Source organism: Allorhizobium sp. GW101-3B10, assembly GCF_059424725.1.
Genome location: NZ_JBWKZR010000001.1, coordinates 689,618 through 713,258 on the forward strand (window position 1 = coordinate 689,618; position 23,641 = coordinate 713,258).

The window sequence follows — 23,641 nt, forward strand, 5'->3', positions numbered from 1 at the left end:
GTCAGTCTTTCATCAGCGGGTCCAGGTCACGATAATCCGGCAGGCTACGGTCGATGCCCTTGCCATTCCGCACAACGATGCGGTCAGCCTGCGGACGGGAAAGGAATTCGCTCCAGCGCCGCGCCGAGAACAGCACGAGGTCGGCCGGGAGGCCAGCGGCGATGCGCCCGTGGTCGGCCCGGCCGAGGATGTCGGCCGGCGAGCGGGTGACGACGCGCGCAGCCTCGTCAAGCGGATGGTCGAGGTGCAGGATGCGCACGCCCTCGCGGAACACTTCGACCGGGTCGAGGTCGCCATAGGCGTAGAACGGGTCGCGGGTGTTGTCGGAGGAGATCGCGGTCGGGATGCCGGCCTCGGCCAGTTCATGAAACAGGGTCACGCCGCGATAGCGCGGGGTGCGGTTCGGTGCCCGGTCCTGCAGGTACATGTTGCACATCGGCAGCGAGACGACAGAGAGCCCGGCCTTTGCCACGACATCGATCGTCGCCTTGGCAAGCTCGTCGTTCTGGCGGGCGAGCGAGCAGCAATGGCCGACGGTGACGGCACCTTCAAAGCCGTTGCGGATCTTCGCCTCGGCGATGGTCTTCAGGGTCAGGACTTCGTGGTCCTGGGTCTCGTCGACATGCAGGTCGATGTCGAGGCCGCGTTCGGAGGCCGTGCGGAACAGCTTGTCGAGATGGGCTTCGAGGTTGGGCATCAGATAGGTCACGCCGCCGAGCAGTCCGCCATGGCTCGCCACCACGTCGGTCAGGTCGCGAAAGAATGCCTCGTCGGTGATCATGTCCAGCGGGAAGAGGGCGACGGCCTGAAGCGCGATCCTGTCCTTCCAGGCGTCGCGCATCTCGGAGAAGACCTCGAAGGAAATGCGATGCTGCGGCGGCAGGCTGTCGAGATGGGTGCGGATGAGGCCCGTTCCGTGGGCATAGGCCGTCTTCAGCGAGAATTCCATGCGGGTGCGCACGTCGGCGGCCGACCAGCAGCTCTCCCGGTCGGTGCGGACCGCATCGAGCGCGCCGGAGAAATCGCCGGTCGGGTTGGGGCGGCGGTCCCAGATATGGCCCTTGTCGAGATGGGTGTGCATGTCGGCGAAGCGCGGCCAGGCCATGCCGCCGTCGAGATCGGCCGCCGGCAGGTCGTGGGGGGCGGTGCCAGCCGGCAGGAGGGCTTCGATCTTGCCGTTTGCGATGACGATATCCGCGCCGATCAGGCCCTCGCGCCCGGCGGGTCCGGCGAAGCCGTCGACGGTCACTGCCGGCAGAGTGGCGTTCGTCAGGACGTAGCGGTCGGCGGCGGGCAGGGAAAAGGCGGGAAACGGCATCAGTTTTCTCTCTTGAGGCTGCTTTCGTGCCAGCGGTGCAGGGCCAGCCAGGAAATGAACGAGGTGACGGCGAAGATCATCACGCCGAGGCAGGACAGCAGGAAGAGGGCGGCGAAGAGCCGGGGAATGTTCAGGCGGTATTGCGCTTCCAGCAGGCGGAAGGCGAGGCCGGAACCGGCGCCGGCCGAGCCCGCGGCAAATTCGGCGACCACGGCCGCGATCAGGGCAAGGCCGCCGCCGATCCGGAGGCCCGTCATGAAATAGGGCAGCGATGCCGGCAGCTTCAGGTAAAGCAGGGTCTGCAGCCGCGAGGCGCCGTAGAGGTCAAAGAGGTTCAACAGGTTGTGGTCAACGCTCTTCAGGCCCTGCACCATGTTGGAGAGGATCGGGAAGAAGGCGACGAGGAAGGCGCAGATCAGCAGTGCCACCTGGGTGGACGGCGCGTAGATGAGGATGAGCGGGGCGACGGCGACGATCGGGGTCACCTGCAAAATGACGGTGATCGGATAGAAGGCCAGTTCGATCCACCGCGACTGGACGAGGAAGACGGCAATGCCGACACCACCGATCAGCGCCAGCGCCAATGAGGCGAGCGTGATCTTGGTGGTCACCCAGAGGGCCGGCGAAAGCGTGCCCCAGTCCTTGACCAGCGCGGTCGCCGCGGCAAGCGGGCTCGGCAGGATGTATTGCGGCACGCCGGAGACTGTCACGCCGATGTGCCACAGCGCCAGGAGGGTGAAGACGACAAGGATCGGCACGAAGATCTTCAGCAGCGTCTCGCGGGTCCGCGACGGCATTGCAGGCTTCATGGCAGCGGGGGAGTGGGGGCTCGTGGTCATCAGTGTGCGTCCTCTCCGCCCATGGCTTCCAGCAGGGTCTCCGATACGGTCTCGCAGGCCTGGCGATATTCTTCCGAGGTTCGGTAATGCGCGTCGCGTTCGAGGCTGGTGTGCAGCGGGAAGTCGGCGTGCACCCGGCCGGGCCTCGCCTTCATCACGACGATGCGGCTGGAGAGATAGGCGCTCTCGAAGACGGAATGGGTGACGAAGATGACCGTGATGCCGGTCTCCTTCCACAGCCGCAGCACGTCGTCGTTGAGCTTCTGCCGGGTGATTTCGTCGAGTGCTGCGAAGGGCTCGTCCATCAAGAGCAGCTTCGGCTTGGTGACCAGCGCGCGGGCGATCGAGACACGCATCTTCATGCCGCCTGAGAGCTCGCGCGGATAGGCGTCGGCGAAATCCTTGAGGCCGACGGTCGCCAGCGTCGCCATGATCTCGTCGCGGGCGGCGGCCTTGGAAATGCCCTTGAGCTTGAGCGGCAGGTGAACATTGCCGAACACCGTCTGCCACGGCATCAGCGTCGGCTCCTGGAAGACGAAGGAAATGTCGCCTTCCGGCAGGCCCTTGGAATTGATGCGCGAGCTCGGCCAGTCGATCGTGCCGCTCGAGACGTCGCCGAGCCCGGCGATGATCCGGAGCGCCGTCGACTTGCCGCAGCCCGACGGGCCAAGCAGGCTGACGAACTCGCCGCCGTTGACGGTGAGCGACATGTCGGAGAGCGCCACGGTGCCGCTCGAGAACATCTTCGTCACCTGATCCATGACGACGAGCGGGCGCCGCCGCGTATCGGCCGGCGATGCGCCGTTCTGGGCGGAGGAGGTTGCCGTCTCGGCGTCTGGAGATGTCATTGCGGGCCTTGATTGCTTCTTGTTGGTCGGGATCGGCGCATTCCCGCTTCTCCCCATCGGGGAGAAGGTGGTCCGAAGGACCGGATGAGGGGGGCGTCAGCAAGGCCTCCGGCCTCCCCCTCATCGCCTCGCATCAGTTCGCCCCTTTTCCCCGCTGGGGAGAGGGGCCCCGCGTCACTTCTTCAGCGCCATGCCGACACCCTTGCAGACGTATTTGGTGGTGAAGGCCTTGGTGTAGTCGAGATCGGCAGGCTGGACGCCGATCGAAACCATGTCGTCGAAGAACTCCTTGTAGCGCGCTTCGGTCATGCAGCCGATGCCCTTGTCCAGCGCTTCGCCGGATTCGAGGATGCCGTATTCCTTCATCTTGGCGATCGAGTATTCGATCTGGCCATCCGTCATTTCCGGATTGTCCTTCTTGATGAGGTCGTTGGCGGCCTTGTTGTCGCCGTAGAGGTAGTTGTACCAGCCTTCGAGCGAGGCATCGACGAAGCGCTGGACCACGTCGGACTTGGTCTCGACCATGGTGGCGGTGGTGGTGATCATCGTCGAATAGGGATTGTAGCCGTTGTCGGCGAGCAGGAAGACCTTCGGCGCCCAGCCGGCCTGCTTCTCGATTTCGTAGGGTTCCGAGGTCAGGTAGCCCTGCTGGGCAGACTTCGCGTCGGCGATGAAGGGGGCCGGGTTGAAGGTGTAGGGCTTGTACTGCTCGTCCTTGAAGCCTTCGTAGTTCTTCTTCATCCACTCGAAATAGGTGACGTAGCCGTCCTTGCCCATGAAGATCGATTCGAGCTTGGCGAGGTCGGCGAACTTTTCCACGCCCTGGTCGGGATGGGCGAGCAGGACCTGCGGGTCCTTCTGGAAGATTGCGGCGACGTCGACCAGCGGGATGCCTTCCTTCACGGCGTCCATCTCGCCGAGCGGGCTGCCCATGTAGAAATCGACCTTGCCGGCGATCAGGAGCGCGCGGTTGGCGGCGTTCGGGCCGCCCTGGACGATGGTGACCTTGAGGCCATGCTTCTCATAGGTGCCGTCGGCGACCGCCTGGTAGAAGCCGCCGTGTTCCGCCTGGGCCAGCCAGTTGGTGCCGTAGCTGACTTCATCAAGAGCATAGGCCTGCGAAGCCGAAAGCGCCGTCCCGAGCCCGAGAAGGGCGAGGAAGGTGGTCTTGCTGAGAGTGTCGCGCATATCGATCGGGTTCCCCTGTCCATGGTCTGGAGCTCCGCCATGGGGCTCCATTTCCTTCATTTGAGCGGTTGCCTTGCGCTTTGAAAAGCATCAAAATTCGTCCGCATTGATGCCTTTTTTGCATCATATCGAAGGTCGATGCACAAATAATGCTTGTTGAACAAATTTTATGCAATGGTGACCCGTGCTGCATTCCAGAAAACTCCAGTACATCAACGAGATCGTCCGCTGCGGCTCGATCCGCAAGGCCGCGGCCCGGCTCAACGTCGCCTCCTCGGCGGTCAACCGTCAGATCCTCGCGCTCGAGGAGGAACTCGGCGCGCCGCTGTTCGAGCGGTTGCCGCGCGGCCTTCGGCTGACGGCGGCCGGCGAGCTTTGCGTCGAACACATCCGCGACGTGCTGAAGAATTATGAAAAGCTCGAATCCCGCATTCGCGGCCTGAAAATGCCGCAGGCCGGCAAGGTCACGCTGGTGACGACGGTCGGTCTGGCCTCCGGGCCACTGCCGCTGATCCTGGCCCGGTTCCTCGAAGCGCATCCGCGGGTCCGCATCCAATTGCGCAATGACGGCGGTTCGACGACCATCAATCCGGTGCTGACCGGCGAGGTCGATATCGGCCTTGGCTTCAACATTCCCGCCACCCCCGGCATCCGGACGCTTGCCAATTTCGACGTGCCGGTCGGCGTCGTGCTGCCGCCCGGCCATCCGCTGTCGCATGAGGCCGGGCCGATCGACCTCGTCGACGTGGTGCAGGAAAAACTGGTGCTCGCGCAATCCGGTACCAGCCTGCGCAACATCATCGACCTCGCGCTGGCGCCGGTGCCGCTGCCGGTCGAGCCGGTGCTGGAGACCAATTCGTCCGAGCTGATGAAGCAACTGGTCAAATGCGGGGCCGGCCTGACGCTGCTCAACCCGCTCGACGTGATCAGCGAGTGTCGTGCCGGCGAACTGATGTTCCGGCCGCTGCTCGAAGGGCAATTGCGTCACCAGCCGATGAAACTCTTTGCCCGGGCGCGGGCGCCGCTCGATGCGGCGACCAGCCTGTTCGTCGAATACCTGATGCAGGAACTGCTGGTCCTGGTCCTCGAGCTGCAGGGCAAGGGCCATATCCCGCCGAGCGAAAAGCCGGGCGAACGGGCCTCTGCCGTCCGTGACGAGGACTAACGCGTGTAAAGGTTCGACAGGGGGTAGCGGGTGAGGTCGCGCAGCAGCTCGACGAAACCCTTCACCTGGTGCTTGCAGATCTGTTCGCCCTTTTCCGCCGTGCCCTTGGAAGCATCGCCGACCACGCCGTTCGGATTGAGGTCGTGGGCGATCCAGGCGAGCGAATGCGGCGGCAGCGGCGTCAGGTATTTCGAGTTCGCCTTCATCTCCTCCGCGCGCGAGACAAAGTTCTCGGCCTTGTCCATGCGCACCAGGTCGGGGCGGAAATAGAGCATCAGCGAGGTTTCGACCTCGCCGCCATGGATGCCGTATCGGGTCTCGTGTTCCGAGATCATGCCGTCCGGATTGCCGAAGCGGCCCCACTGGGTAGAGACGACGGCCATCTGGTGGCGCACGCGCAATTCGCGCGCGACGATGCTCATCACGTCGACATTGCCGCCATGCGAGTTGACGATGACCATCTTGCGGATGCCTGCCTCTGCGACCTTGCTGCCGATCGCCGTCCAGGCGGGGATCAGGATCTCGGGGCCGAAGGACAGGGTGCCTGGGCCGTAGATGTGTTCATTGGCCTTGCCGATCTCCTGGGTCGGGAGCACGAGGAAGTCGAGGTCGTCGGGGCGCTGGTTCTTCAGTTCCGCCAGCATGCCGTTGGCAATCGCCACGTCGGTGGCGATCGGTAGATGGGGGCCGTGCTGTTCGGTCGAGGCGATCGGCAGGATGGCGATGGTCGTTTCGGGGGAAAGCCCGGCGAAGTCGGCGGTGTTCAGTTCGTTCCAGAAGAATGGCTTGGCCATGGCTGTTTCCCTCATATGAGCGTCAGCCAATGGAGTAGGCAATATTGCGGGCTTGGAAAAGCATCATAATGCGTGCAGGGCGCTGCCTTAAAGCGCGCGATGTGGCGAGATGGAGCGGGCGCGGGGTCGCGGCTTGGCCGCCGTCTCAGCTCGCCAGCTTCGGCTTTCCCCATTCGGCGATGGCGATGCCGCCGAGCACCAGCGCCAGCGCGATCAGATGCAGCGGCTGGAGCGCCTCGCCGAGCAGGGCGAGCGACAGCAGCGTGCCGAACACCGGAACGAGATTGATGAAAAGGCCGGCCCGGTTGGCGCCGATGCCTTCCACGCCCATGATGTAGAAGACCTGCGAGATCAGCGAGGGCAGGAGCGCGGCATAGGCGATGATGCCCCAGCCGATCAGGTCGGGCAGGATCAGGTTGCCGTTGGTCTCTTCCCAGGCGACCAGCGGGATGGCGGAGAGCGAGGCGCCGAGGGCCGAGCCGGCCATCATGCTCTTCCAGTGGATCGGCGGGCGCCAGCGCAGCGCGATGGTATAGACCGCATAGGCGACGACGGCGAGCAGAAGCAGCGCGTCGCCGAAGTTCATCGACAGCGAAAGGAGCACCTCGATGTCGCCGCGGGTCGCCGTCAGCGCCACGCCGACGAAGCTGATGGCGAAGCCGACGATCTGGATCGCCGAGACCGGAATGCGAAACAGCAGGAAGTTGAGGATGAAGATCAGCACCGGAATGCCGCCCTGCTCGATCGCACCGTTGACGGCGCTGGTGTATTTGAGCGCCGTATAGAGGAAGCCGTTGAACGCCGTATAGCCGATCGCGCCGAAGGCGAGCATCAGCAGCCAGTTGCGCCTGAGCGCCGGCCAGTCCTTCTTCAGTTGCGGAACCGAGATGGCGCAGATGATGATCAGTGCGATCGTCCAGCGGGAGAAATTCAGCACCATCGGGCTCACATGACCGACGGCGAGCTTGCCGACCACGGTATTTCCACCCCAGAAAAGCGTTGCGACAGTCAGAAAGAAATAGGCTCTGAGAAGCAATGGATTTCACCGAAGGGTTGGGAAGATGGGCGCGAGGAGGCGTTGATTTGCCGCATGGGATAGGCGAGGGGCCGTGCATTGTCACGCAAAAAGCCGATTCTCCTCTCATAAACGGGTCGATTTCATAAAAACAACACAGTATAGATGCGCGGGTTTGGATAAGGCGCAGAGCGTTTGCGCGATAGACAGGATTTCGAAATGACGAATGTCGTGGTTGTGGGTTCGCAGTGGGGAGACGAGGGCAAGGGCAAGATCGTCGACTGGCTCTCCGAGCGGGCGGATATCGTCGTCCGGTTCCAGGGCGGCCACAACGCGGGCCATACACTGGTGATCGACGGCATCAGCTACAAGCTCTCCCTGCTGCCCTCCGGCGTCGTGCGCCCGGGCAAGAAGGCCGTGATCGGCAACGGCGTCGTCGTCGATCCGCATGCGCTGCTGGCCGAAATCGAGCGGCTGAAGGCGCAGGGCGTGACGGTCACCCCGGACAACCTGCGAATCGCCGACAACGCGACGCTGATTCTGTCGCTGCATCGCGAACTCGACGGCATGCGCGAGGATGCGGCGACCAACAGCGGCACCAAGATCGGCACCACCCGCCGCGGCATCGGCCCGGCCTATGAAGACAAGGTCGGCCGTCGCGCGATTCGCCTGATGGACCTCGCCGACATTGAAGCGCTGGAAGGCAAGGTCGAGCGCATTCTCACGCATCACAATGCCCTTCGTCGCGGCTTCGGCGCGCCCGAAGTGGAGCACAAGACGATCATGGAGGAACTGACCTCCGTCGCCGATCGCGTGCTGCCCTTCCGCGACACCGTCTGGCTGATGCTGGACAAGGAACGCCGCAAGGGGTCGCGCATCCTGTTCGAAGGCGCCCAGGGCTCGCTGCTCGACATCGACCACGGCACCTATCCCTTCGTCACCTCGTCGAACACTGTCGCCGGCCAGGCTTCGGCCGGTTCGGGCATGGGCCCGGGCGCGCTGGGCTATATTCTCGGCATCACCAAGGCCTACACGACTCGCGTCGGCGAAGGCCCGTTCCCGACCGAACTGACCGACGAGATCGGCCAGTTCCTCGGCGAGAAGGGCCATGAATTCGGCACCGTGACGGGCCGCAAGCGTCGCTGCGGCTGGTTCGATGCCGCGCTTGTGCGCCAGTCGGTCGCCACCAACGGCATCACCGGCATCGCGCTGACCAAGCTCGACGTTCTCGACGGTCTCGAAGAGCTGAAGATCTGCGTTGGCTATAAGCTGGATGGCGAGGAAATCGAGCATCTGCCGGCCGCCCAGGCGGCGCAGGCCCGTGTCGAGCCGATCTACATCACGCTGGAAGGCTGGAAGGAATCGACGGTCGGCGCCCGCAAATGGGCCGATCTCCCGGCCCAGGCGATCAAGTATGTTCGCCAGGTCGAAGAACTGATCGGGGCGCCGGTGGCGCTGCTTTCGACCAGCCCGGAGCGCGACGACACCATACTTGTGACTGATCCATTTGAAGACTAAGCTTGGATTTCGTTAAGCTTTTGCCCGCCGGCGCGCGCCGGTGCCAACGAGAAAGTGCTGATGGCTGACTTCATAGCGGTTATCCGGCGTGCCGTGGACGGCCTGTCGAACAATACACCTGAGATGCGTGCCAAGGTCTATGACAAGGCACGCAGCGCCGTCCTGCGGCAGCTGGAGAACATGAATCCGCGCCCGCCGGAGCAGATGCTCCAGCGGCAGCTGGCAAAACTGGATGCCGCCATCCTCGAGGTCGAGGCGGAATACGCCGAGGCCTTGCCGGACGAGGAAGCCGCCGCCACCTTCGAGGAGGCGATGACGCCTGCGGCTGCCGAGGAAGAATGGCGCGAGGAACAGCCGCCGGTTTCCGAGGCTCCTGCCGAGGAACCGCAGCCCGTGGCCGAAGCCGCGCCGCAGGCCGGGACCCAGACGCCGGCCGACGAAGTGGAAGATCCCTGGGCCGAACCGGCAGAGCCGGAACACCGGCCGCAACCCGAACCCGAACCGGAGCCCCTGGCCGCGCCGGAAGACGTCTATGCGCAGGAGCCAGAGCCTGAGCCCGCCACAGCGCCCGAGCCGTTCGTCGAGCAACCCGCCCGCGAGGAAACGGTCCAATGGGCCGAGGAGCCGGCCGTGCCCGCAGCACCCGTCTATGTGGACGTCGACCACTCTGCCGCGCCACAGGTCGAGCCGGAAGAGGCCTATGCTGCACCGGTCGCGGACGAGGAACCGGAAGAGCATCGCGAGAGGGTGAGGGCGGACGAGGCCGAGGCGGAGATTGCCGAAGCCGAAACGATTGCCGCCGAACCTGCCCCGACCGTCCCGGCCTATAATCGCCTCGTCGAAATGCCGCTCACCAGCGATGACGGCTGGATGTCACCGCGCGGGACCGATTTCGGCGCTGGCCCGGCCACGGGCGCGCCGCAGCAGGCGGAAGCCGCGGCGGAACCGGCGCAGGCGCCGGCCTACGAATCCTGGGAGATCCCGGCCGAGACGCCGGCTTGGTCGGTTGCCGCAACCGCGCCTCAGGCTGAGACCTCGGAGTGGACGCCGCCGGTTGCGACGGACGTTGCTGCGACATCCAAGCCGCCCGTGCCGGCCTCGCTCGACCTTCTCGACTGGGAAAGCCCGGCCTATGCCGAGCCCGTCGCTGCGGCGTCTGACAGCCAGTCGCGCGACCTGCCGGCTGCCGACGATTTCTCCGACTGGTTTGCGGAATACGACAAGCCGAAGACCCCCGCTGCGGAAGCCGCGGGAACCGCACCGCCCCCCGTCGCGCCGACGAGCGTGCCGCCAGAGGCCGTGGCCGCGGCTCCCGCCCAGCCGACGCGTGGCATCGAGGACGTCGATGCGTTCCTCGCCGAATCGCAGCAGCGCGCCTATCGGATCGAACCGAAGCAGGGCCGCAACTATGCCCCGATCGTCCTGGGTCTCCTCGGCATCGCGCTGGTCGCCGGTGGCGGCTTCGCGGCCTGGACCTATCGCGATCAGGTCACCCAGTTCGTCAGCAGCCTGACCGGATCCTCGACGCCGGCCGTCACAGAGCCGACCACGCCCGAGACGTCGCCGACGGCCGAGACCGCGACGAGTGAGCCGACACCCGCCGCCGACACCAATGCGCCGGTCAACGGCACGCCGGACGACGGTTCGGTGACCGGACAGAAATTCACCCAGCGCCTCATGCCGGACGGCACCGAGGTCGACGAAGGAGTGGGCACCACGGCACCGGGCGGTCCTTCGAGCGAAGGCAAGTCGGTTGCCGAGCAGAACGTCGCCTCGACCGTCGATCCGACAGATCAGCCGGCCGTCGGCACCAATGCCGGTCTTCCGCAGGCGGCAACGCCCGCGGGCACGACCCCGGCGGGGACCACCCCGGCTGCGGGCGATACGATTGCTGCGGCCGCCAATGGCGAACGGGTCTTCCTCTACGAGGAACGCCTCGGCCAGACTTCGCCGACGGCCGTGCCCGGTACGGTGGCCTGGACGGCGCTGCGCGAAACCGGGGAGGACGGCAAGCCCAATCCCGAGATCCAGGGCAAGATCACCATTCCGGATCGTGGGCTGACGGCGCTGATCACCATCAAGCGCAACGCCGACAGCTCGCTGCCCGCCAGCCACCTGATCGAGGTCGTGTTCTCCCTGCCGGCCGATTTCGAAGGCGGTGCGATCGACAAGCTGGAGCGCATCGCCATGAAGCGGACCGAGCAGGACCGCGGCGATCCGCTGGTCGCCGTCTCCGCCAAGGTTACGGACGATACCTATCTCGTGGCGCTGAACGATTTCGAAGACGTGATGAAGGCGAACCTCGACCTGCTGTCGACCCGCGGATGGATCGACATGCCGATCAGCTATCGCAACGGCCGGCGCGCCCTGCTGACGCTCGACAAGGGCGCGGCGGGCAAAGCGGTGTTCGACCAGGTCATCAAGGAATGGGCAGCGCTCGGCAAGCCGGGCAACTGATCCTTCGCCGTCACTGGCTCACCCATTAAAAACCCGGATCGCGAGACCCGGGTTTTTCTTTGTCGGCAATGTAGACCGCTTGACCGCCGCGCGCTCAAGCCTCGACGACGCGAAGCGCCGAGGCGCGCTCCAGCGCTTCCTTCTGCACGGCTTCCTGCACCTTCTCGAAGGCGCGAACCTCGATCTGGCGGACGCGTTCGCGGCTGATATCGAACTCGGCGGAAAGATCTTCGAGCGTCACCGGGTCTTCGGCCAGGCGGCGCGCCTGGAAGATGCGGCGTTCGCGGTCGTTCAACACGCTCATCGCCCTGGCCAGCATGAGGCGGCGGGTCTCGAGCTCGTCCTGTTCGATCAGCACCGCTTCCTGGCTTTCATGGTCATCGACCAGCCAGTCCTGCCACTGACCGGACTCGCCTTCGGCGGCCCGGATCGGTGCGTTTAGCGAAGCGTCGCCGGACAGGCGCCGGTTCATCGACACGACTTCCTCTTCGGAGACCTTCAGCTTGGTGGCGATCTCGGTGACCTGGTCGGGCTTGAGGTCTCCTTCCTCGATCGCCTGGATCTTGCCCTTGAGGCGACGCAGGTTGAAGAACAGCCGCTTCTGGTTGGCGGTCGTGCCCATCTTCACCAGCGACCACGAACGCAGGATGTATTCCTGGATCGATGCCTTGATCCACCACATGGCATAAGTGGCCAGACGGAAGCCGCGTTCCGGGTCAAATTTCTTGACCGCCTGCATCAGGCCGACATTGCCCTCGGACACGACTTCGCCGATCGGCAGGCCGTAGCCGCGATAACCCATGGCGATCTTGGCGACGAGGCGCAGGTGGCTGGTGACGAGCTTGTGGGCCGCGTCGCGGTCTCCATGCTCGGCGTAGCGTTTCGCGAGCATGTATTCCTGCTGCGGTTCCAGCATCGGGAACTTGCGGATTTCGTCGAGATAACGATTGAGACCGGCCTCGCCGGCGGTAATGGAAGGCAAATTATTGCGGGCCATAGAGCACCCCCTTAAAAGTTTCGGCCCCCCGTGGCGAGTGGGCGAGCCTGATTTCCGTGGATTTCCCAAAATCCCACAGAAACCCGGCTAACAGATAAGTGTGGCAAAACCCGGATACAAGAGCGCCTTCGTATCACGAGGCCGTGAGAGGCGGGTACCCTCGCGGAGCCTTCAGATCGATCGCAGCGCGTCGATGATTTCCTGCATGTCGGCCGGGATCGGCGCGGTGAAATGCATGGTCTCGCCGGTGGTCGGATGTTCGAAGGCGAGCAGGTAGGCGTGCAGGGCCTGGCGCGGGAAGTTCTTGACCGTCGTCTGGGCGGGCTCGGGCAGCAGGTTGGCCTTGGTCTTGAAGGCCGCGCCATAGTCCTGGTCGCCGATCAGCGGGTGGCCGATATGGGCCATGTGCACGCGGATCTGGTGGGTGCGGCCGGTCTCCAGGCGGCATTCGACCAGCGAGGCGATGCAGGTCGCGTCCGGCTTCTCACCGTAGCGTTCGAGCACCTGGTAGTGCGTGATCGCCTCGCGCGCGTCGTCGGTGTCTTCCTTCTTGACCGTGCGCTTGGTGCGGTCGCCGGCACGCCCCAAGGGGGCGTCGATCGTGCCGGTGAGGCCGCGCGGACGGCCCCAGACGATCGCCTGATAGGCGCGCTCCAGAGGGCCTGTGCGGCCATGGTCGGCGAACTGGTCGGCAAGGTGGCGATGGGCGAGGTCGTTCTTGGCGACCACCATGACGCCGGACGTGTCCTTGTCGAGCCGGTGGACGATGCCGGGGCGCTTGACGCCGCCGATGCCCGACAGGCTGTCGCCGCAATGGTGGATGAGGGCATTGACCAGCGTTCCTGTCCAGTTGCCGGCGCCGGGATGGACGACAAGGCCCGGCGGCTTGGCAATGACGATCAGGTCGGCATCCTCGTAGAGCACTTCCAGCGGAATGTCCTCGCCTTTCGGTTCGGGATCCTCCGGCTCGGGCAGGACGATCGACAGCCGGTCGCCGGGGCGCACCTTGCGCTTCGGCTCGGTGACGGCCACGTCGTTGATGGTGACCGCGCCCTGTTCGATCAGCGCCTTGACCCGATTGCGCGAGAACTCGCCCTCAAGTGCCGCCGCCAGCCAGGCATCGAGCCGCCCTTCGGCGTCTTCCCCGGCAATCAGGTCTTTTCTTGCCGGCTCGGCTTCGTTAAAGGGGTCTGTCATTCTGTCATCCCGCGTGTAGAACCACCGGCGTTGCGGCTCATAGGTTTCGCTGCCACTTGGCACAGACTGCAGCCTTCGACAATCGTCAGCCATGTTTCATGGCTGTTTTTCCCTGAACAATGGTTCGCATCAGGGAAAAAGACCAGACCTTGCGGACTTCAGGAACAGAGACGACCGCCATGGCCCATGTCGAACCCGACGAACAGGAAGAAAAGCCGCTCGATCCGGCGATGGAGAACGTCCGTCGGAAGATGGTGAAGCTGCAACTGGTCTCCGGCGGCATCATGCTGTTGATGTTCATGGCCGTGCTGGCGGCGATCGTCTACAAGGTGACCCGGCCGGACGGCAGCGAGACGCCGGTGGCTTCCTCCGGCCTTGCCATTCCCGCCGACCAGCCGCTGAACCTGACGGCCAACCTGCCGGCCGGCTTCACCGTGCTGTCGACAGACCTGTCGAACAACCAGATCCTGTTCTTCGGCACGACGGCCGACGGTGCCAGGAAGGCGCTGGTCTATGATCTCTCCGTCGGACGCATCATCGCCGACGTCGCCGTGTCCGGCAACTGAGCGCGTCGCCGTCGATGAGCGAACGCGGGCTGATCGCCATCGAGGACCCGGCCGATCCGCGGATCGCCGAGTTCTCGCAGATCCGCGAGCGCGACCTCACCGGTCGCGGTGGCCGGTTCATCGCCGAGGGCACGGTGGTCCTCAGGATGCTCGCCGCTGCGCATGCGGCCGGGCGGGGTATCCGGGCGGAGAAGCTGCTGCTGCTGCGCAACCGGGTTGACGGTGTGTCCGAACTGCTGGCGGCCTTTCCCGCGGAGGTGCCGGTCTATGTGGCCGAGGCGCCGGTGCTCGATGCCATTGCCGGCTTTCACCTCCATCGCGGCGTGCTGGCGCTCGGCCGGCGCGACGGCACGGCCGAAACGGGCGCATTGATCGCGAACCTGCCGCAGGACGCGCTGGTGCTGGTCGGCTGCGGCATTTCCAATCATGACAATATCGGTGCTCTGTTTCGCAATGCCGCAGGCTTTGGCGCGGACGCCGTCCTGCTCGACGAGACCTGCTGCGACCCGCTCTACCGCAAGGCGCTGCGTGTGTCGGTGGGCTCGGTGCTGACAATGCCCTATGCGCGGGACGGCTCCAGCGAGGCGCTGCTCGGCGCTCTTGCGGAGGCGGGATTTGCCATATGGGCGCTTTCTCCGGCCGGGGAGGCCGAGATCGGCGAGATTTCGCCGGCGCGACGCATGGCGCTGGTCATGGGGACGGAAGGCGAGGGGTTGCCCAAGTCCATCCTTGAGCGTTTCCACACGGCGCGGATCGCCCAGATGCCGGGTCTCGACAGCCTGAATGTCGGAACGGCAAGCGGCATTGCCCTCTACAGCCTGGCGAAGTCGATGGGGCGCCTGCAGGGATAGGCGGGGCTTGCCGCCGGGCAGGCGTGTAGTTCTATTCGGCGAGCGGTCCCTGCTGCGAAGCCGAGCCGGCCAGCGACGGATCGATCGCCAGCACGCGTTCGGCCAAGGTGAGCCCCTTGCCGGGTCCCTTCGCCGACTTGGCCCGCAGCAGTTCCGGGATCGGCGACTTTTCACCCTCGCGGGCGGCGGTGAGCACGACCATCTTGGCGGCGATGTCGGCGATCTCTTCGCGCAAAGCCTTGTCGTTGGTCGCCGTCTTCGCCTTGAGCAGGCGTTCGGTCAGCGCGGTGTGGCGGTGGCGCAGTTCGTCCTCCAGGTCTCCGGCGCCGGCAACCGCAGTCGTTGCGACTGCCGCGGCGACAGGCTCGTCGTCGGCGATGGCGATCTCCTTGAAATCCGGCACGGGAAGATTGGCCGCCCGCAACGACTTGACGGCGGCGCGCACCTGGCTGTTGGCTGATTTCACGCCCTGCTTGAGGCGCGCGATTTCCTTGGCGCGGCGCTCGAGAAGAGCGTCCTTGTCGACATTGTCGGCCATTTCTCGGGCGAGGCGGTCATCGAGCCGCAGCAGCTTGTGTTCCTCCTGTGCAAGCCGGATTTCGGCGTCCTTGGCCCGCTTGGTCACCAGCTTGGCCTCGCGGCGCAGTTCCTCGCGTTCGTCGCGCAGGGCCTGGACCCGCATCTTGAGGTTCTCGATTTCGGTCTCGCGTGTCGTCCGTTCGATCTTCAGATTGTCGACGTCCGCCATGATGCGCTCGATGCGCCGGCCGAGCGCCTGGATGTCGAGGTCCTTGGCCACGACGGACTCCTCCGTGCGGCGCAGCGCCTCCTTGAGATTGTCGGCTTCGACCTCGGCGCGCCGTATCTTCGAGCGGAAGTCCGCGGCCTCGACACTCATGTCGTGGATCTGCGCCCTGAGGTCCTGATTGTCCGCGACCAGGTGGCTTGCATCTTTGGAAAGCGTCTCGTTGGCCAGCCTGAGCGCAATGGAGGCCTCGCGCTCGCGCAGCAGTTCCTGGGCGGTCCTGGCGTTCTCGGCGGCGTAGACGGCGCGCACCATGTCCTTCTGCGCGCGAATTTCCTGCGGGCTGAGCGGCATCGTGGCCTTGAGCCGGTTCTCCGTGTAGAGCACGATGCGCTTGTGGATGGCCGGTGCGACCAGCATCACGAGCAGGGCGGCGGCGAGGAAACCCAATCCAAAAAGCAGGGCGTATTCAATCACGGGTCAGCCACTTCTGAGTTTATTCGAAGTTCCGCAATCAATAAACATGCGCCGCCTGTCAGGACAAGCGGCGCGCTTTCGCGGATCATGAATCTTTTTGCCGCCAGGAGAAGAGCGGCGCGAGCTTGCGCGGACCCTGCGACGTGCGGCTCAGAAGGGATTCCAGGTCGGCGCGCGGGTGAGCTTCAGATAGCCGACATTGACGCCGAGACGGGCGCCGAGGCCGGTGCGGATGGGCACGAGGACGACATTGCGGCTCTTCAGCACGGTCATGCCGACGCCGGCGACCACATAGGCCGATCCGCTGACGCCGCCATAGCGGGCGAAGAGGCCGTCGACCGACGGCAGGTCGTAGACGAGCATCATCACGCGCGTGCCGTTGCCGCCGTAGTCGATGCCGAGCGAGGGACCCTGCCAGAAGACGTCGTGCTGGCCGGCGTTCTTGGTGTTGAGCTGGCCTTCGCCATAGGTCAGGCCGGCGACGAAGGCGCCGGAGCCTTCCTGGCCGAGGATATAGCCGTTCGGCAGGCCGTGCTGCTGGAAGGCCTCTTCGATCACCTTGGCCAGCGCGCCGCTGGTCGAACCGAAGAAGCCGTGGCCGGCATCGACGATTTCCTGAATGCTGTATTCGCCTTCGGCTTTCGCTTCCCCGGTCGCCAGGCCGAAGCCGGCAAGGGAGAGAAACATGGCCACCAGAAACATCCGGAAGGCGGCGAAATCGCGGGTCGTCACAAGGCGCATGGGGTCTCCTCCATCCGTAATCGGCACAATTGGCATGTCCAATGCGGGTAAAGCTATTTAGCGAGCATCCTATTAATAATCGGTTTACCAAATATGGTGTCACTATGGCCGAAAGGAATCCGACCACACCGGGCGCCCTCTATTGCGCATCCGGCCCTTCCGTGGGGATCGATCTTCAGGAGCGACCGATGCCGAAAAATCCGAATCTGACCCTTGCCGGTCCCGACCTCGCGGCGCTGTTGTGCAGCCGCGTCTGCCATGACGTGATTTCGCCAGTTGGCGCGATCAACAACGGCCTCGAACTGCTCGACGAGGGCGGTGCCGACGCCGACGCGATGGACCTGATCCGTACCAGCGCGCTCAACGCCTCGGTCCGGCTGAAATTCGCCAGGCTTGCCTTCGGCGCGTCGGGCTCGGTCGGCGCCTCTATCGACACCGGCGAGGCCGAGAAGGCCGCCAAGGACTTCGCTGCGGCGGAAAAGAAGACCGAGGTCAGCTGGAACGGTCCGCGCGCGATCATCGCGAAGAACCGGGTCAAGCTGCTGCTCAACCTCTTCCTCGTCGCCTACGGCGCGATCCCGCGGGGCGGCCAGATCGACATCACGCTGGAGAACCCGGAATACGAGGCCAAGTTCAAGCTGACCGCCAAGGGGCGGATGATGCGGGTGCCGCCGAAGTTCGCCGAGATCTGCAGCGGCACCATCGAGGAAGCGATCGACGCCCATTCTATCCAGCCCTATTACACGGTCCTGCTCGCTGACGAATGCGGCATGGAGCTGAAGTATTTCGCCACGGACGACGAAATCGTCTTCACCGCGGAAACCGTTGCCGCGGCCTGACGGGCTCGCCTTTCCACTGCCATCGCACCCCCTTGAAGAAGCACGCCACGTCGGCGTGCTTCTCGTTTTGCGTGCACGGCGCATCGCAAGCGGTAACGTTTCATTAGTCGAAAGCGCTTATTGTCGCAGTCAGGTTTCGCGCTTCCTATGACGGGAAGGGTAGTGACATGGGGGTTCACGATGCAGCGTTTGATGATTGCGGACAGTTCTGATGTGGTCCGCAAGGTCGGCAAGAAGATCCTGTCGGAGATCGGTTTTCTCGTCCTCGAAGCAGGCACCGCACGCGAAGCCCTGACGCGCAGCGAAACGGAATTGCCGAACATCATCATCGTCGATGCCGGCCTGGACGGCGCCCTGGACCTCATCGCCAACATTCGCGCGCTGCCGGACGGCAAGAGCGTGCTGATCTATTATTGCGTGGTCGAGGCCGACCTGAAGACGATGATGGCGGGCAAACGGGCCGGCGCCAACGACTTCCTGCTGAAGCCGTTCGATCGCAAGATCCTGACCCAGATGTTCACCGACAAGGCCATTGCCGCCTGACACCCCCCGAAATTCGGCACTGAACTCCACGCCCCGCCCGTCCGGGGCGTTTTTCATTGCCTCGCGCCGGCCGCTGGGACGGCGTGGGGATGGGAGTGTCTGGGGACACAAAAACAAAAAACCTGCCCGGGTGAGGGGCAGGTCGAATGCAGCGCGGGGGAAGCGCCTAAGCGGGGTGTCAGGCAGTTTCCATGTATTCGGCGCCATCCGGCTCGCGCAGCACATAGCCGCGGCCCCAGACGGTTTCGATGTAGTTGGCGCCGCCTGCGGCATTGGCGAGCTTCTTGCGGAGCTTGCAGATGAAGACGTCGATGATCTTCAGTTCCGGTTCGTCCATGCCGCCATAAAGGTGGTTGAGGAACATTTCCTTGGTCAGCGTGGTACCCTTGCGGAGCGAAAGCAGCTCCAGCATCTGGTATTCCTTGCCGGTCAGGTGAACCCGCTGGCCGCCGACTTCGACGGTCTTGGCGTCGAGGTTCACGATCAGTTCGCCGGTGGTGATGATCGACTGGGCATGGCCCTTGGAACGGCGGACGATGGCATGAATGCGCGCGACCAGTTCATCCTTGTGGAACGGCTTGGTCATGTAATCGTCGGCGCCGAAGCCGAGACCGCGAACCTTGTCCTCGATGCCGGCCATGCCGGAGAGGATGAGGATCGGCGTCTTGACCTTGGAAAGCCGCAGCGTGCGCAGCACTTCGTAGCCGGACATGTCCGGGAGGTTGAGGTCGAGCAGAATGATATCGTAGTCGTAGAGCTTTCCGAGATCCACGCCTTCCTCGCCCAGGTCGGTCGTGTAGACGTTGAAACTCTCCGATTTGAGCATCAGTTCGATGCTCTGCGCCGTGGCGCTATCGTCTTCAATGAGTAGAACCCGCATAATTATCCCCTTTACCGCCGCCGAAAGGTCGTACTTGGCCCCCTACGCGATACGGATCCAGTCGTTGCCTGATTTGAAGGCTGCCACCAAATGGTTAACAAATTCTGATTCCTTCTGGCAAGGTGTATCGAATTTATTAAACAAAGATACCAGTCTCCTGATTTTTCATCTGTTTCCGGCATCGCCACAATTGAATCAGAAGATGAGATTTTCCCCCTAACCGATTCATTTGACTCATCATTGTCATGGGCTTTTTAAGGCCGTGGCATTTACTGACCCTTAAATGATCTCACCTATCATTAACGATGCCCGTAAACGAAAGGTTACCAGGGGTAGCTTTTTGTTAACGCCGCCGTTTTTTTTCGAGAATGATTCGTCGGGAAAAGCGGCTTGGCATTTTGTCAGTAAGTGTGGCGGGGGGTCTCGCATCACGGGAGTATTGCGTATGAAGTCGCGTGAGAGCCTAGTGCGCCTGAAAGGATTTCAGGTCACAGAAAAACGTCGGCAATTGCAGCAGTTGCAGTCAATGATGGCGGAGTTCGAGCGGATGGCGAAGGAGCTGGAAAACCAGATCGCCATCGAGGAGAAGAAGTCCGGGATCACCGATCCGAACCATTTCGCCTATCCAACCTTTGCCAAGGCGGCCCGGCAGCGGGCCGACAATCTCCAGGTTTCGATTCGCGAACTGAAGGTTCAGCAGGAAGCGGCCGAGCTTCTGCTCGAGGAAGCCGAGGCCGAACATGCCAAGGCCGCGGCGCTCGAGGAGCGCGACGGCCAGATGCGTATCCGGGCCTAGGCCCCGGAGCGTTCTAGACAAGGCGCGGCCGGTGGCGGTGCGGAGAGATCCGCGACCGCTGTCGACCCGTTCGTCGAAACTTGTCCGGGCGGCGGGTCGCCGGCCGGACAGAATCAGAACTTGATGACGTCGGCCCAGTCGGGGTGACGTTGCGCCTGGGCGCGGAAGAACGGGCAGAGCGGGATGATCTTCCAGCCGCCGTTGCGCGCCTGCTCGATCGCAAACAACGCGAGCGCCTGGCCGGCACCCTTGCCCCGCATGCTCTCGGGCACTTCGGTGTGATCGACGATGATCAGGCTCGGCGAAGCGCGAGAATAGGTCATGGCCGCCGGCGTCTCTCCTTCGACGAACCGTCCGACATAGCGGCCGCCCGAGCCGGCTTCCTCACTTGCAATATTCATAGGTGTCCTTTCGAAATCGATATGCCGATGGCTTAACACCGGTCGCTTTTCACGGCAATGATGGCCGGGTGCGCGGCCGGCCGTCCCGGTGGCGATTCGATCGAGGGGCATGGGGAATGATCTGGGTGAAGGCGGCGATGCTGGTGCTGGCCCCGATGTTTCTGGCGCTCGGCATCGTGCTTCCGCTGGTACGCTTCGAGAAGCTCTACTTTTTCACCGAGAATCCGTCCTTGGTCGAGATCGTCGCCGCACTCTGGCAGGACGGCAATGCGGAGCTTGCCGTGCTGGTGGGCCTGCTGTCGATCGCCTTTCCGGCGATCAAGCTGGTCGGCCTTGGGGCGGAGGCCTTCACCGCTGCGAGCGCCGGTGCGCGCAGCGGACTGCTGCATGCTCTCGTGCCGTTCCTGTCGAAGTGGTCGATGATGGACGTGTTGCTGGTGGCGATCGTCATCTTCGCGGCCAAGTCCAGCGGTCTGGCCGAGGCCTTCACGCAGCCGGGGCTGTGGTTCTACGCGGCGTCATCGCTGCTGGCTGGCGTGCTTCACCATCTGCTGCAGACGCAGGGGCGGGCAGAATAGACAAAGTGCGCGCAAGGAAGGGTTCCCGCGCGCACAATGGTTCGATCGGAGGCGAAGGGCGGCTACCGCCGACCCGACATCCTCGTCAATGGCGATATTGCTGGATGCGCGTGGTGCGCAGGCCCGGCAGGCCGTGGTCGTTGATGGAGGACTGCCAGGAGAGGAATTCCTCGACCGTCAGTGTATAGCGCTCGCAGGCTTCTTCCAGGCTCAACAGGCCGCCGCGCACCGCGGCGACAACCTCTGCCTTCCGGCGGATCACCCAGCGGCGCGTATTGGCCGGCGGCAGATCGGCTATGGTAAGCGGGCTGCCATCGGGGCCGATGACATATTTCACTCGGGGGCGGATCATTTCGGTCATTGGACTCTCTATACATACTCAAGACCACACGAGCGCATCGTAGCTGCCCACCTTTAAAATTTGCCTAAGCGCCTTGTAAGCATTTGATAATAATTTTCTCGACCTGCAGCGGAGGGAAAATGGCCGCCGCGCACGATTCTTGTCTGCCGTTGCGTAAACTTGCGGCAACTGCATAGGAGTTATGCTGATTTAGAAATATTCCAGATTCAAAAATGTAGTAAAAGGCCCGGACAATGACGTGGGTGTCTGATGATTCATTCACCGCCGTGAACTCCGGGCGTGCGAAAATATCCCGCCCCGAGCCAGAACCGAAAGACCGGCGCCAGTTCCGTTCTCTACCGTTCCAGACATATTCTTCGATGCTTATTCTCTCAGGTGCGGCCGAAATAGCTTCGGTCGAAAGGAGCGCAATGTTCAGGGTGTCCGAGTCCATCTGCCGTGAAGACGAAGGCAAAGGCGTTTCGGCGATCGCGGTCGACGACGCCGGCCTCTGCCCTCTGGGCCGGCAGTTTGCAGCCCTTGGTCGGCGCTATGGCTTCGACTATTTTCTCGTGAGCACCTTTCCGAAGGCCGACAAGCCGGAATTTTCGGCGAACATCCTGTTCTGCAACTGGCCGATCGACCTCAAGGCGCGCTATCGCACGGAAGACCAATTCGCCACGAGCCTGCTGGTGGCGCGGCTGAAGCAGAGCATCCTGCCGTTTCAGTCCGACGAAAGCGTCTTCGCCGACGGCAAGGACAAGGAGGCGGAGGGCGGCATCTCCGGCGCATTCCGCGATTTCGGCATGGGCGTCAGCCTGGCCTTCGCCATCCACGATTCCGAGCTTGCCCATTATCTCTTCGTCTTTTCGGGCGAGCGGGCCGAACTGGACCGCCAGGAGATCGCGAGCTTCTACTTCGAATGCCTCGAACTGCTGGACAGCTGTTCCAGCCAGATCGCCCAGAAGGACGGTCCGCGCGAGAAGCTGTCGGCCCGGGAGATCGAGTGCCTGCGCTGGTCGGCCGCCGGCAAGAGCAGCGACGAGATCGCCATCATCCTGTCGATCTCGAGCCACACCGTCGTCAGCTATCTGAAGAGCGCCATGCGCAAGCTGGATTCGGTCAACCGCATGCAGGCGGTGGCCCGCGCCTGCCGCTTCCGGCTGCTCTGATCGAGCCGGTTCCTTCGGCGGCCGGGGCGACCCGACCGCGCGTCCTGCCCTCGTGCGGCTACAACAGGAATGCCGACACTTCCGTGTGGCCATAGCCGAACAGGAGTTGAGCGCTTCCGGAATGGCGAAGCGCCAGAATGTCGCCCTGCGTCAGCGTGGCGAGCGCGGTCGAGGACTGCGTGCCGACCGCGCCGGAAACCGTGACGATGTCACTTGCCCCGTTTCTCTGAAGCACCACGCCGTGGCCCGATGATGTCTGTGCCTCGACGTTGAGCGTCAGGAGGTAGGTCCCGTCAGCCGGAGCGACGAGTTCACGCCCCTGACCGGACGCCAGTGCCGCGCCCAGGGCAAATCCTCCCGTCGCCAGATGAAGATCGTCGAAGCCCGTCACCATGCCCGCGGACGGAGAGAGGCTGCCGGCGGCGCGCGAGGCGCGGACCAGCGGACGCTTGTCCGTCCGCACCATGCCGTCAGGCGAAATCGAAAGCGCCGTCGTCCATGCCGTGCCGTCGCCGCTGACCCTGATGGCAAACCGGTCGTCTCCGGCGAGACCCAGTTCGGCTTTGCCCTGCCAGCCTGACTGGAACAGCAGCGATGCCGTATCCGATGCCGCGGCCTTGTTGATCTTGAGGCGATGATCGCCGCCGGCATGGGTCAAGAGGGTGGCCGGCGCCGATACCGCCAGCCGGTTGGTCGCATCGGGCGTGGTGTCGATCCCGAGTGCGGATACCTGCGGCGCGGCGGGCAGGGGGATGTCGCCCCAGTCCGTTCCGGAGAAGACCTTCAGCCGTCCCTCCGCACGATCGAAGGCGCGCCACCCAAGACCCGGTGCGATGAAGATCCAGGCTTCGTCCTGGCGAAAGGCGAGGCGTCCCGATCGGCCCGCCCAGGCATCCGTCGCTCCCGGCAGAACCCAGAAGCATTCCCCCTCGACCGGGGTTGCGGGCGGACTGGCCAGCCGCGCGGCGATCACCAGCTGGACCGCGGCATCGAGCACCTGCAGGGCCTCGTTGTGGGTGACGTGCTTCTGGGCCTGTGCCGGCTTGATATAGGGCAGGGCAAGGTTGACCGTTGTATCCGACATAATCGCTTTCTCCGCTTCGACCGATCCGATGCCAAGATTTTGGACCGGTTTGTCGCTGCGGGGACGAATGGCGGACGCCGCATTGAAAAGACAGGTTTTTGCCGCACCGTCTTTCCCGTTGCCGACTCTGTGGTGGGATGAGCGCGGGTCATGAAACCGTGGGCGGAAATCGCGATGCGGGCCGTTCCCGGCTCTCGTTTCGGGTTGCCCGCGGCGGATTCAGCGATGCTCGCCGTCGCTTTGTGATTGGCCTGCCGGCGATTTCGTGGCTATGTTAGCGCCGGTGTGGCGG

Annotated in this window: 24 protein-coding genes; 10 read left to right on the plus strand and 14 right to left on the minus strand. The window is 63.9% G+C overall.

Going from position 1 to position 23,641, the window contains the following annotated elements:
• Window position 1 precedes the first annotated feature (1 nt).
• The 4 genes from AC07Y0_RS03235 to AC07Y0_RS03250 all read right to left on the minus strand — a co-directional run bounded on the left by AC07Y0_RS03235 (window position 2) and on the right by AC07Y0_RS03250 (window position 4,193).
• Entirely contained in the window at window positions 2-1,318 is a 1,317-nt protein-coding gene (locus AC07Y0_RS03235; protein ID WP_498674471.1) for a cytosine deaminase, read from the minus strand.
• Window positions 1,318-2,127 carry an ABC transporter permease gene (locus AC07Y0_RS03240; RefSeq protein ID WP_498680166.1) on the minus strand — a complete coding sequence of 270 codons (810 nt, stop codon included), beginning with the start codon at window positions 2,125-2,127 and terminating at the stop codon, window positions 1,318-1,320. Before AC07Y0_RS03240 ends, AC07Y0_RS03235 begins: the two co-directional genes overlap by 1 nt.
• A 29-nt stretch (window positions 2,128-2,156) precedes the next feature.
• Complete coding sequence (locus tag AC07Y0_RS03245; protein ID WP_498674472.1) at window positions 2,157-3,005, minus strand: ABC transporter ATP-binding protein; 849 nt, start codon at window positions 3,003-3,005, stop codon at window positions 2,157-2,159.
• Between the two features lie 174 nt (window positions 3,006-3,179).
• Window positions 3,180-4,193 (minus strand): ABC transporter substrate-binding protein, encoded by a 1,014-nt coding sequence (locus AC07Y0_RS03250; RefSeq protein WP_498674474.1) that lies wholly within the window; start codon window positions 4,191-4,193, stop codon window positions 3,180-3,182.
• Window positions 4,194-4,377: 184 nt separating this feature from the next.
• Between AC07Y0_RS03250 and AC07Y0_RS03255 the strand changes: the two genes are divergently transcribed.
• Complete coding sequence (locus AC07Y0_RS03255; protein ID WP_498674476.1) at window positions 4,378-5,358, plus strand: LysR family transcriptional regulator; 981 nt, start codon at window positions 4,378-4,380, stop codon at window positions 5,356-5,358.
• On the opposite strand, the gene AC07Y0_RS03260 is transcribed toward AC07Y0_RS03255, so the two are convergent.
• Both AC07Y0_RS03260 and AC07Y0_RS03265 read right to left on the minus strand, forming a co-directional pair.
• On the minus strand, window positions 5,355-6,152 hold the full coding sequence (locus tag AC07Y0_RS03260; protein WP_498674478.1) for a creatininase family protein: 798 nt from the start codon (window positions 6,150-6,152) through the stop codon (window positions 5,355-5,357). The genes AC07Y0_RS03255 and AC07Y0_RS03260 overlap by 4 nt on opposite strands.
• Window positions 6,153-6,297: 145 nt before the next feature.
• Window positions 6,298-7,188: a DMT family transporter gene (locus AC07Y0_RS03265; RefSeq protein WP_498674481.1), complete on the minus strand. Its 891-nt coding sequence runs from the start codon at window positions 7,186-7,188 to the stop codon at window positions 6,298-6,300.
• A 198-nt stretch (window positions 7,189-7,386) separates the two neighbouring features.
• Here AC07Y0_RS03265 and AC07Y0_RS03270 point away from each other — a divergent pair, with 198 nt between their 5' ends.
• Window positions 7,387-8,685 carry an adenylosuccinate synthase gene (locus tag AC07Y0_RS03270; protein ID WP_498674483.1) on the plus strand — a complete coding sequence of 433 codons (1,299 nt, stop codon included), beginning with the start codon at window positions 7,387-7,389 and terminating at the stop codon, window positions 8,683-8,685.
• Window positions 8,686-8,745: 60 nt separating this feature from the next.
• Window positions 8,746-11,142 (plus strand): hypothetical protein, encoded by a 2,397-nt coding sequence (locus AC07Y0_RS03275; protein ID WP_498674485.1) that lies wholly within the window; start codon window positions 8,746-8,748, stop codon window positions 11,140-11,142.
• A gap of 94 nt (window positions 11,143-11,236) precedes the next feature.
• Here the strand turns inward: AC07Y0_RS03275 and rpoH are convergent, their stop codons facing one another.
• Both rpoH and AC07Y0_RS03285 read right to left on the minus strand, forming a co-directional pair.
• The gene (gene rpoH, locus AC07Y0_RS03280) at window positions 11,237-12,139 is read right to left on the minus strand and encodes an RNA polymerase sigma factor RpoH (protein WP_498674487.1); all 903 of its coding nucleotides are present in this window, start codon (window positions 12,137-12,139) and stop codon (window positions 11,237-11,239) included.
• 171 nt (window positions 12,140-12,310) lie between these two features.
• Window positions 12,311-13,336 carry an RluA family pseudouridine synthase gene (locus tag AC07Y0_RS03285; RefSeq protein ID WP_498674490.1) on the minus strand — a complete coding sequence of 342 codons (1,026 nt, stop codon included), beginning with the start codon at window positions 13,334-13,336 and terminating at the stop codon, window positions 12,311-12,313.
• A 179-nt stretch (window positions 13,337-13,515) separates the two neighbouring features.
• Here AC07Y0_RS03285 and AC07Y0_RS03290 point away from each other — a divergent pair, with 179 nt between their 5' ends.
• A complete protein-coding gene (locus tag AC07Y0_RS03290; protein ID WP_498674493.1) occupies window positions 13,516-13,902 on the plus strand; it encodes a hypothetical protein in 387 nt (128 codons plus the stop codon).
• Window positions 13,903-13,916: 14 nt separating this feature from the next.
• On the plus strand, window positions 13,917-14,753 hold the full coding sequence (locus AC07Y0_RS03295) for a TrmH family RNA methyltransferase (RefSeq protein WP_498674495.1): 837 nt from the start codon (window positions 13,917-13,919) through the stop codon (window positions 14,751-14,753).
• Window positions 14,754-14,784: 31 nt separating this feature from the next.
• On the opposite strand, the gene AC07Y0_RS03300 is transcribed toward AC07Y0_RS03295, so the two are convergent.
• On the minus strand, window positions 14,785-15,975 hold the full coding sequence (locus AC07Y0_RS03300) for a hypothetical protein (RefSeq protein ID WP_498674497.1): 1,191 nt from the start codon (window positions 15,973-15,975) through the stop codon (window positions 14,785-14,787).
• A 150-nt stretch (window positions 15,976-16,125) separates the two neighbouring features.
• Entirely contained in the window at window positions 16,126-16,662 is a 537-nt protein-coding gene (locus AC07Y0_RS03305) for a DUF1134 domain-containing protein (protein ID WP_498680167.1), read from the minus strand.
• 242 nt (window positions 16,663-16,904) lie between these two features.
• Here AC07Y0_RS03305 and chpT point away from each other — a divergent pair, with 242 nt between their 5' ends.
• Both chpT and AC07Y0_RS03315 read left to right on the plus strand, forming a co-directional pair.
• The gene (gene chpT / locus AC07Y0_RS03310; protein WP_498674498.1) at window positions 16,905-17,555 is read left to right on the plus strand and encodes a histidine phosphotransferase ChpT; all 651 of its coding nucleotides are present in this window, start codon (window positions 16,905-16,907) and stop codon (window positions 17,553-17,555) included.
• A gap of 180 nt (window positions 17,556-17,735) precedes the next feature.
• Window positions 17,736-18,098 (plus strand): response regulator, encoded by a 363-nt coding sequence (locus AC07Y0_RS03315; RefSeq protein ID WP_454746780.1) that lies wholly within the window; start codon window positions 17,736-17,738, stop codon window positions 18,096-18,098.
• Window positions 18,099-18,276: 178 nt separating this feature from the next.
• On the opposite strand, the gene ctrA is transcribed toward AC07Y0_RS03315, so the two are convergent.
• Window positions 18,277-18,978, minus strand: coding sequence for a response regulator transcription factor CtrA (gene ctrA, locus AC07Y0_RS03320; protein ID WP_028736424.1), 702 nt, complete (start codon window positions 18,976-18,978; stop codon window positions 18,277-18,279).
• 445 nt (window positions 18,979-19,423) lie between these two features.
• On the opposite strand from ctrA, the gene AC07Y0_RS03325 reads away from it, so the two are divergent.
• Window positions 19,424-19,774, plus strand: a complete 351-nt coding sequence (locus tag AC07Y0_RS03325; RefSeq protein WP_498674500.1) for a flagellar export protein FliJ — start codon at window positions 19,424-19,426, stop codon at window positions 19,772-19,774.
• A 113-nt stretch (window positions 19,775-19,887) separates the two neighbouring features.
• On the opposite strand, the gene AC07Y0_RS03330 is transcribed toward AC07Y0_RS03325, so the two are convergent.
• Complete coding sequence (locus tag AC07Y0_RS03330) at window positions 19,888-20,175, minus strand: GNAT family N-acetyltransferase (protein ID WP_498674502.1); 288 nt, start codon at window positions 20,173-20,175, stop codon at window positions 19,888-19,890.
• Between the two features lie 116 nt (window positions 20,176-20,291).
• Here AC07Y0_RS03330 and AC07Y0_RS03335 point away from each other — a divergent pair, with 116 nt between their 5' ends.
• Window positions 20,292-20,753 (plus strand): paraquat-inducible protein A, encoded by a 462-nt coding sequence (locus AC07Y0_RS03335; RefSeq protein WP_498674504.1) that lies wholly within the window; start codon window positions 20,292-20,294, stop codon window positions 20,751-20,753.
• A gap of 85 nt (window positions 20,754-20,838) precedes the next feature.
• Here the strand turns inward: AC07Y0_RS03335 and sciP are convergent, their stop codons facing one another.
• Window positions 20,839-21,114, minus strand: a complete 276-nt coding sequence (gene sciP / locus AC07Y0_RS03340) for a CtrA inhibitor SciP (RefSeq protein ID WP_006725852.1) — start codon at window positions 21,112-21,114, stop codon at window positions 20,839-20,841.
• A gap of 410 nt (window positions 21,115-21,524) precedes the next feature.
• On the opposite strand from sciP, the gene AC07Y0_RS03345 reads away from it, so the two are divergent.
• Window positions 21,525-22,265: a helix-turn-helix transcriptional regulator gene (locus AC07Y0_RS03345; RefSeq protein ID WP_498674506.1), complete on the plus strand. Its 741-nt coding sequence runs from the start codon at window positions 21,525-21,527 to the stop codon at window positions 22,263-22,265.
• A 58-nt stretch (window positions 22,266-22,323) separates the two neighbouring features.
• Here the strand turns inward: AC07Y0_RS03345 and AC07Y0_RS03350 are convergent, their stop codons facing one another.
• Complete coding sequence (locus AC07Y0_RS03350; protein ID WP_498674509.1) at window positions 22,324-23,349, minus strand: DUF2793 domain-containing protein; 1,026 nt, start codon at window positions 23,347-23,349, stop codon at window positions 22,324-22,326.
• Between the last annotated feature and the right edge of the window lie 292 nt (window positions 23,350-23,641).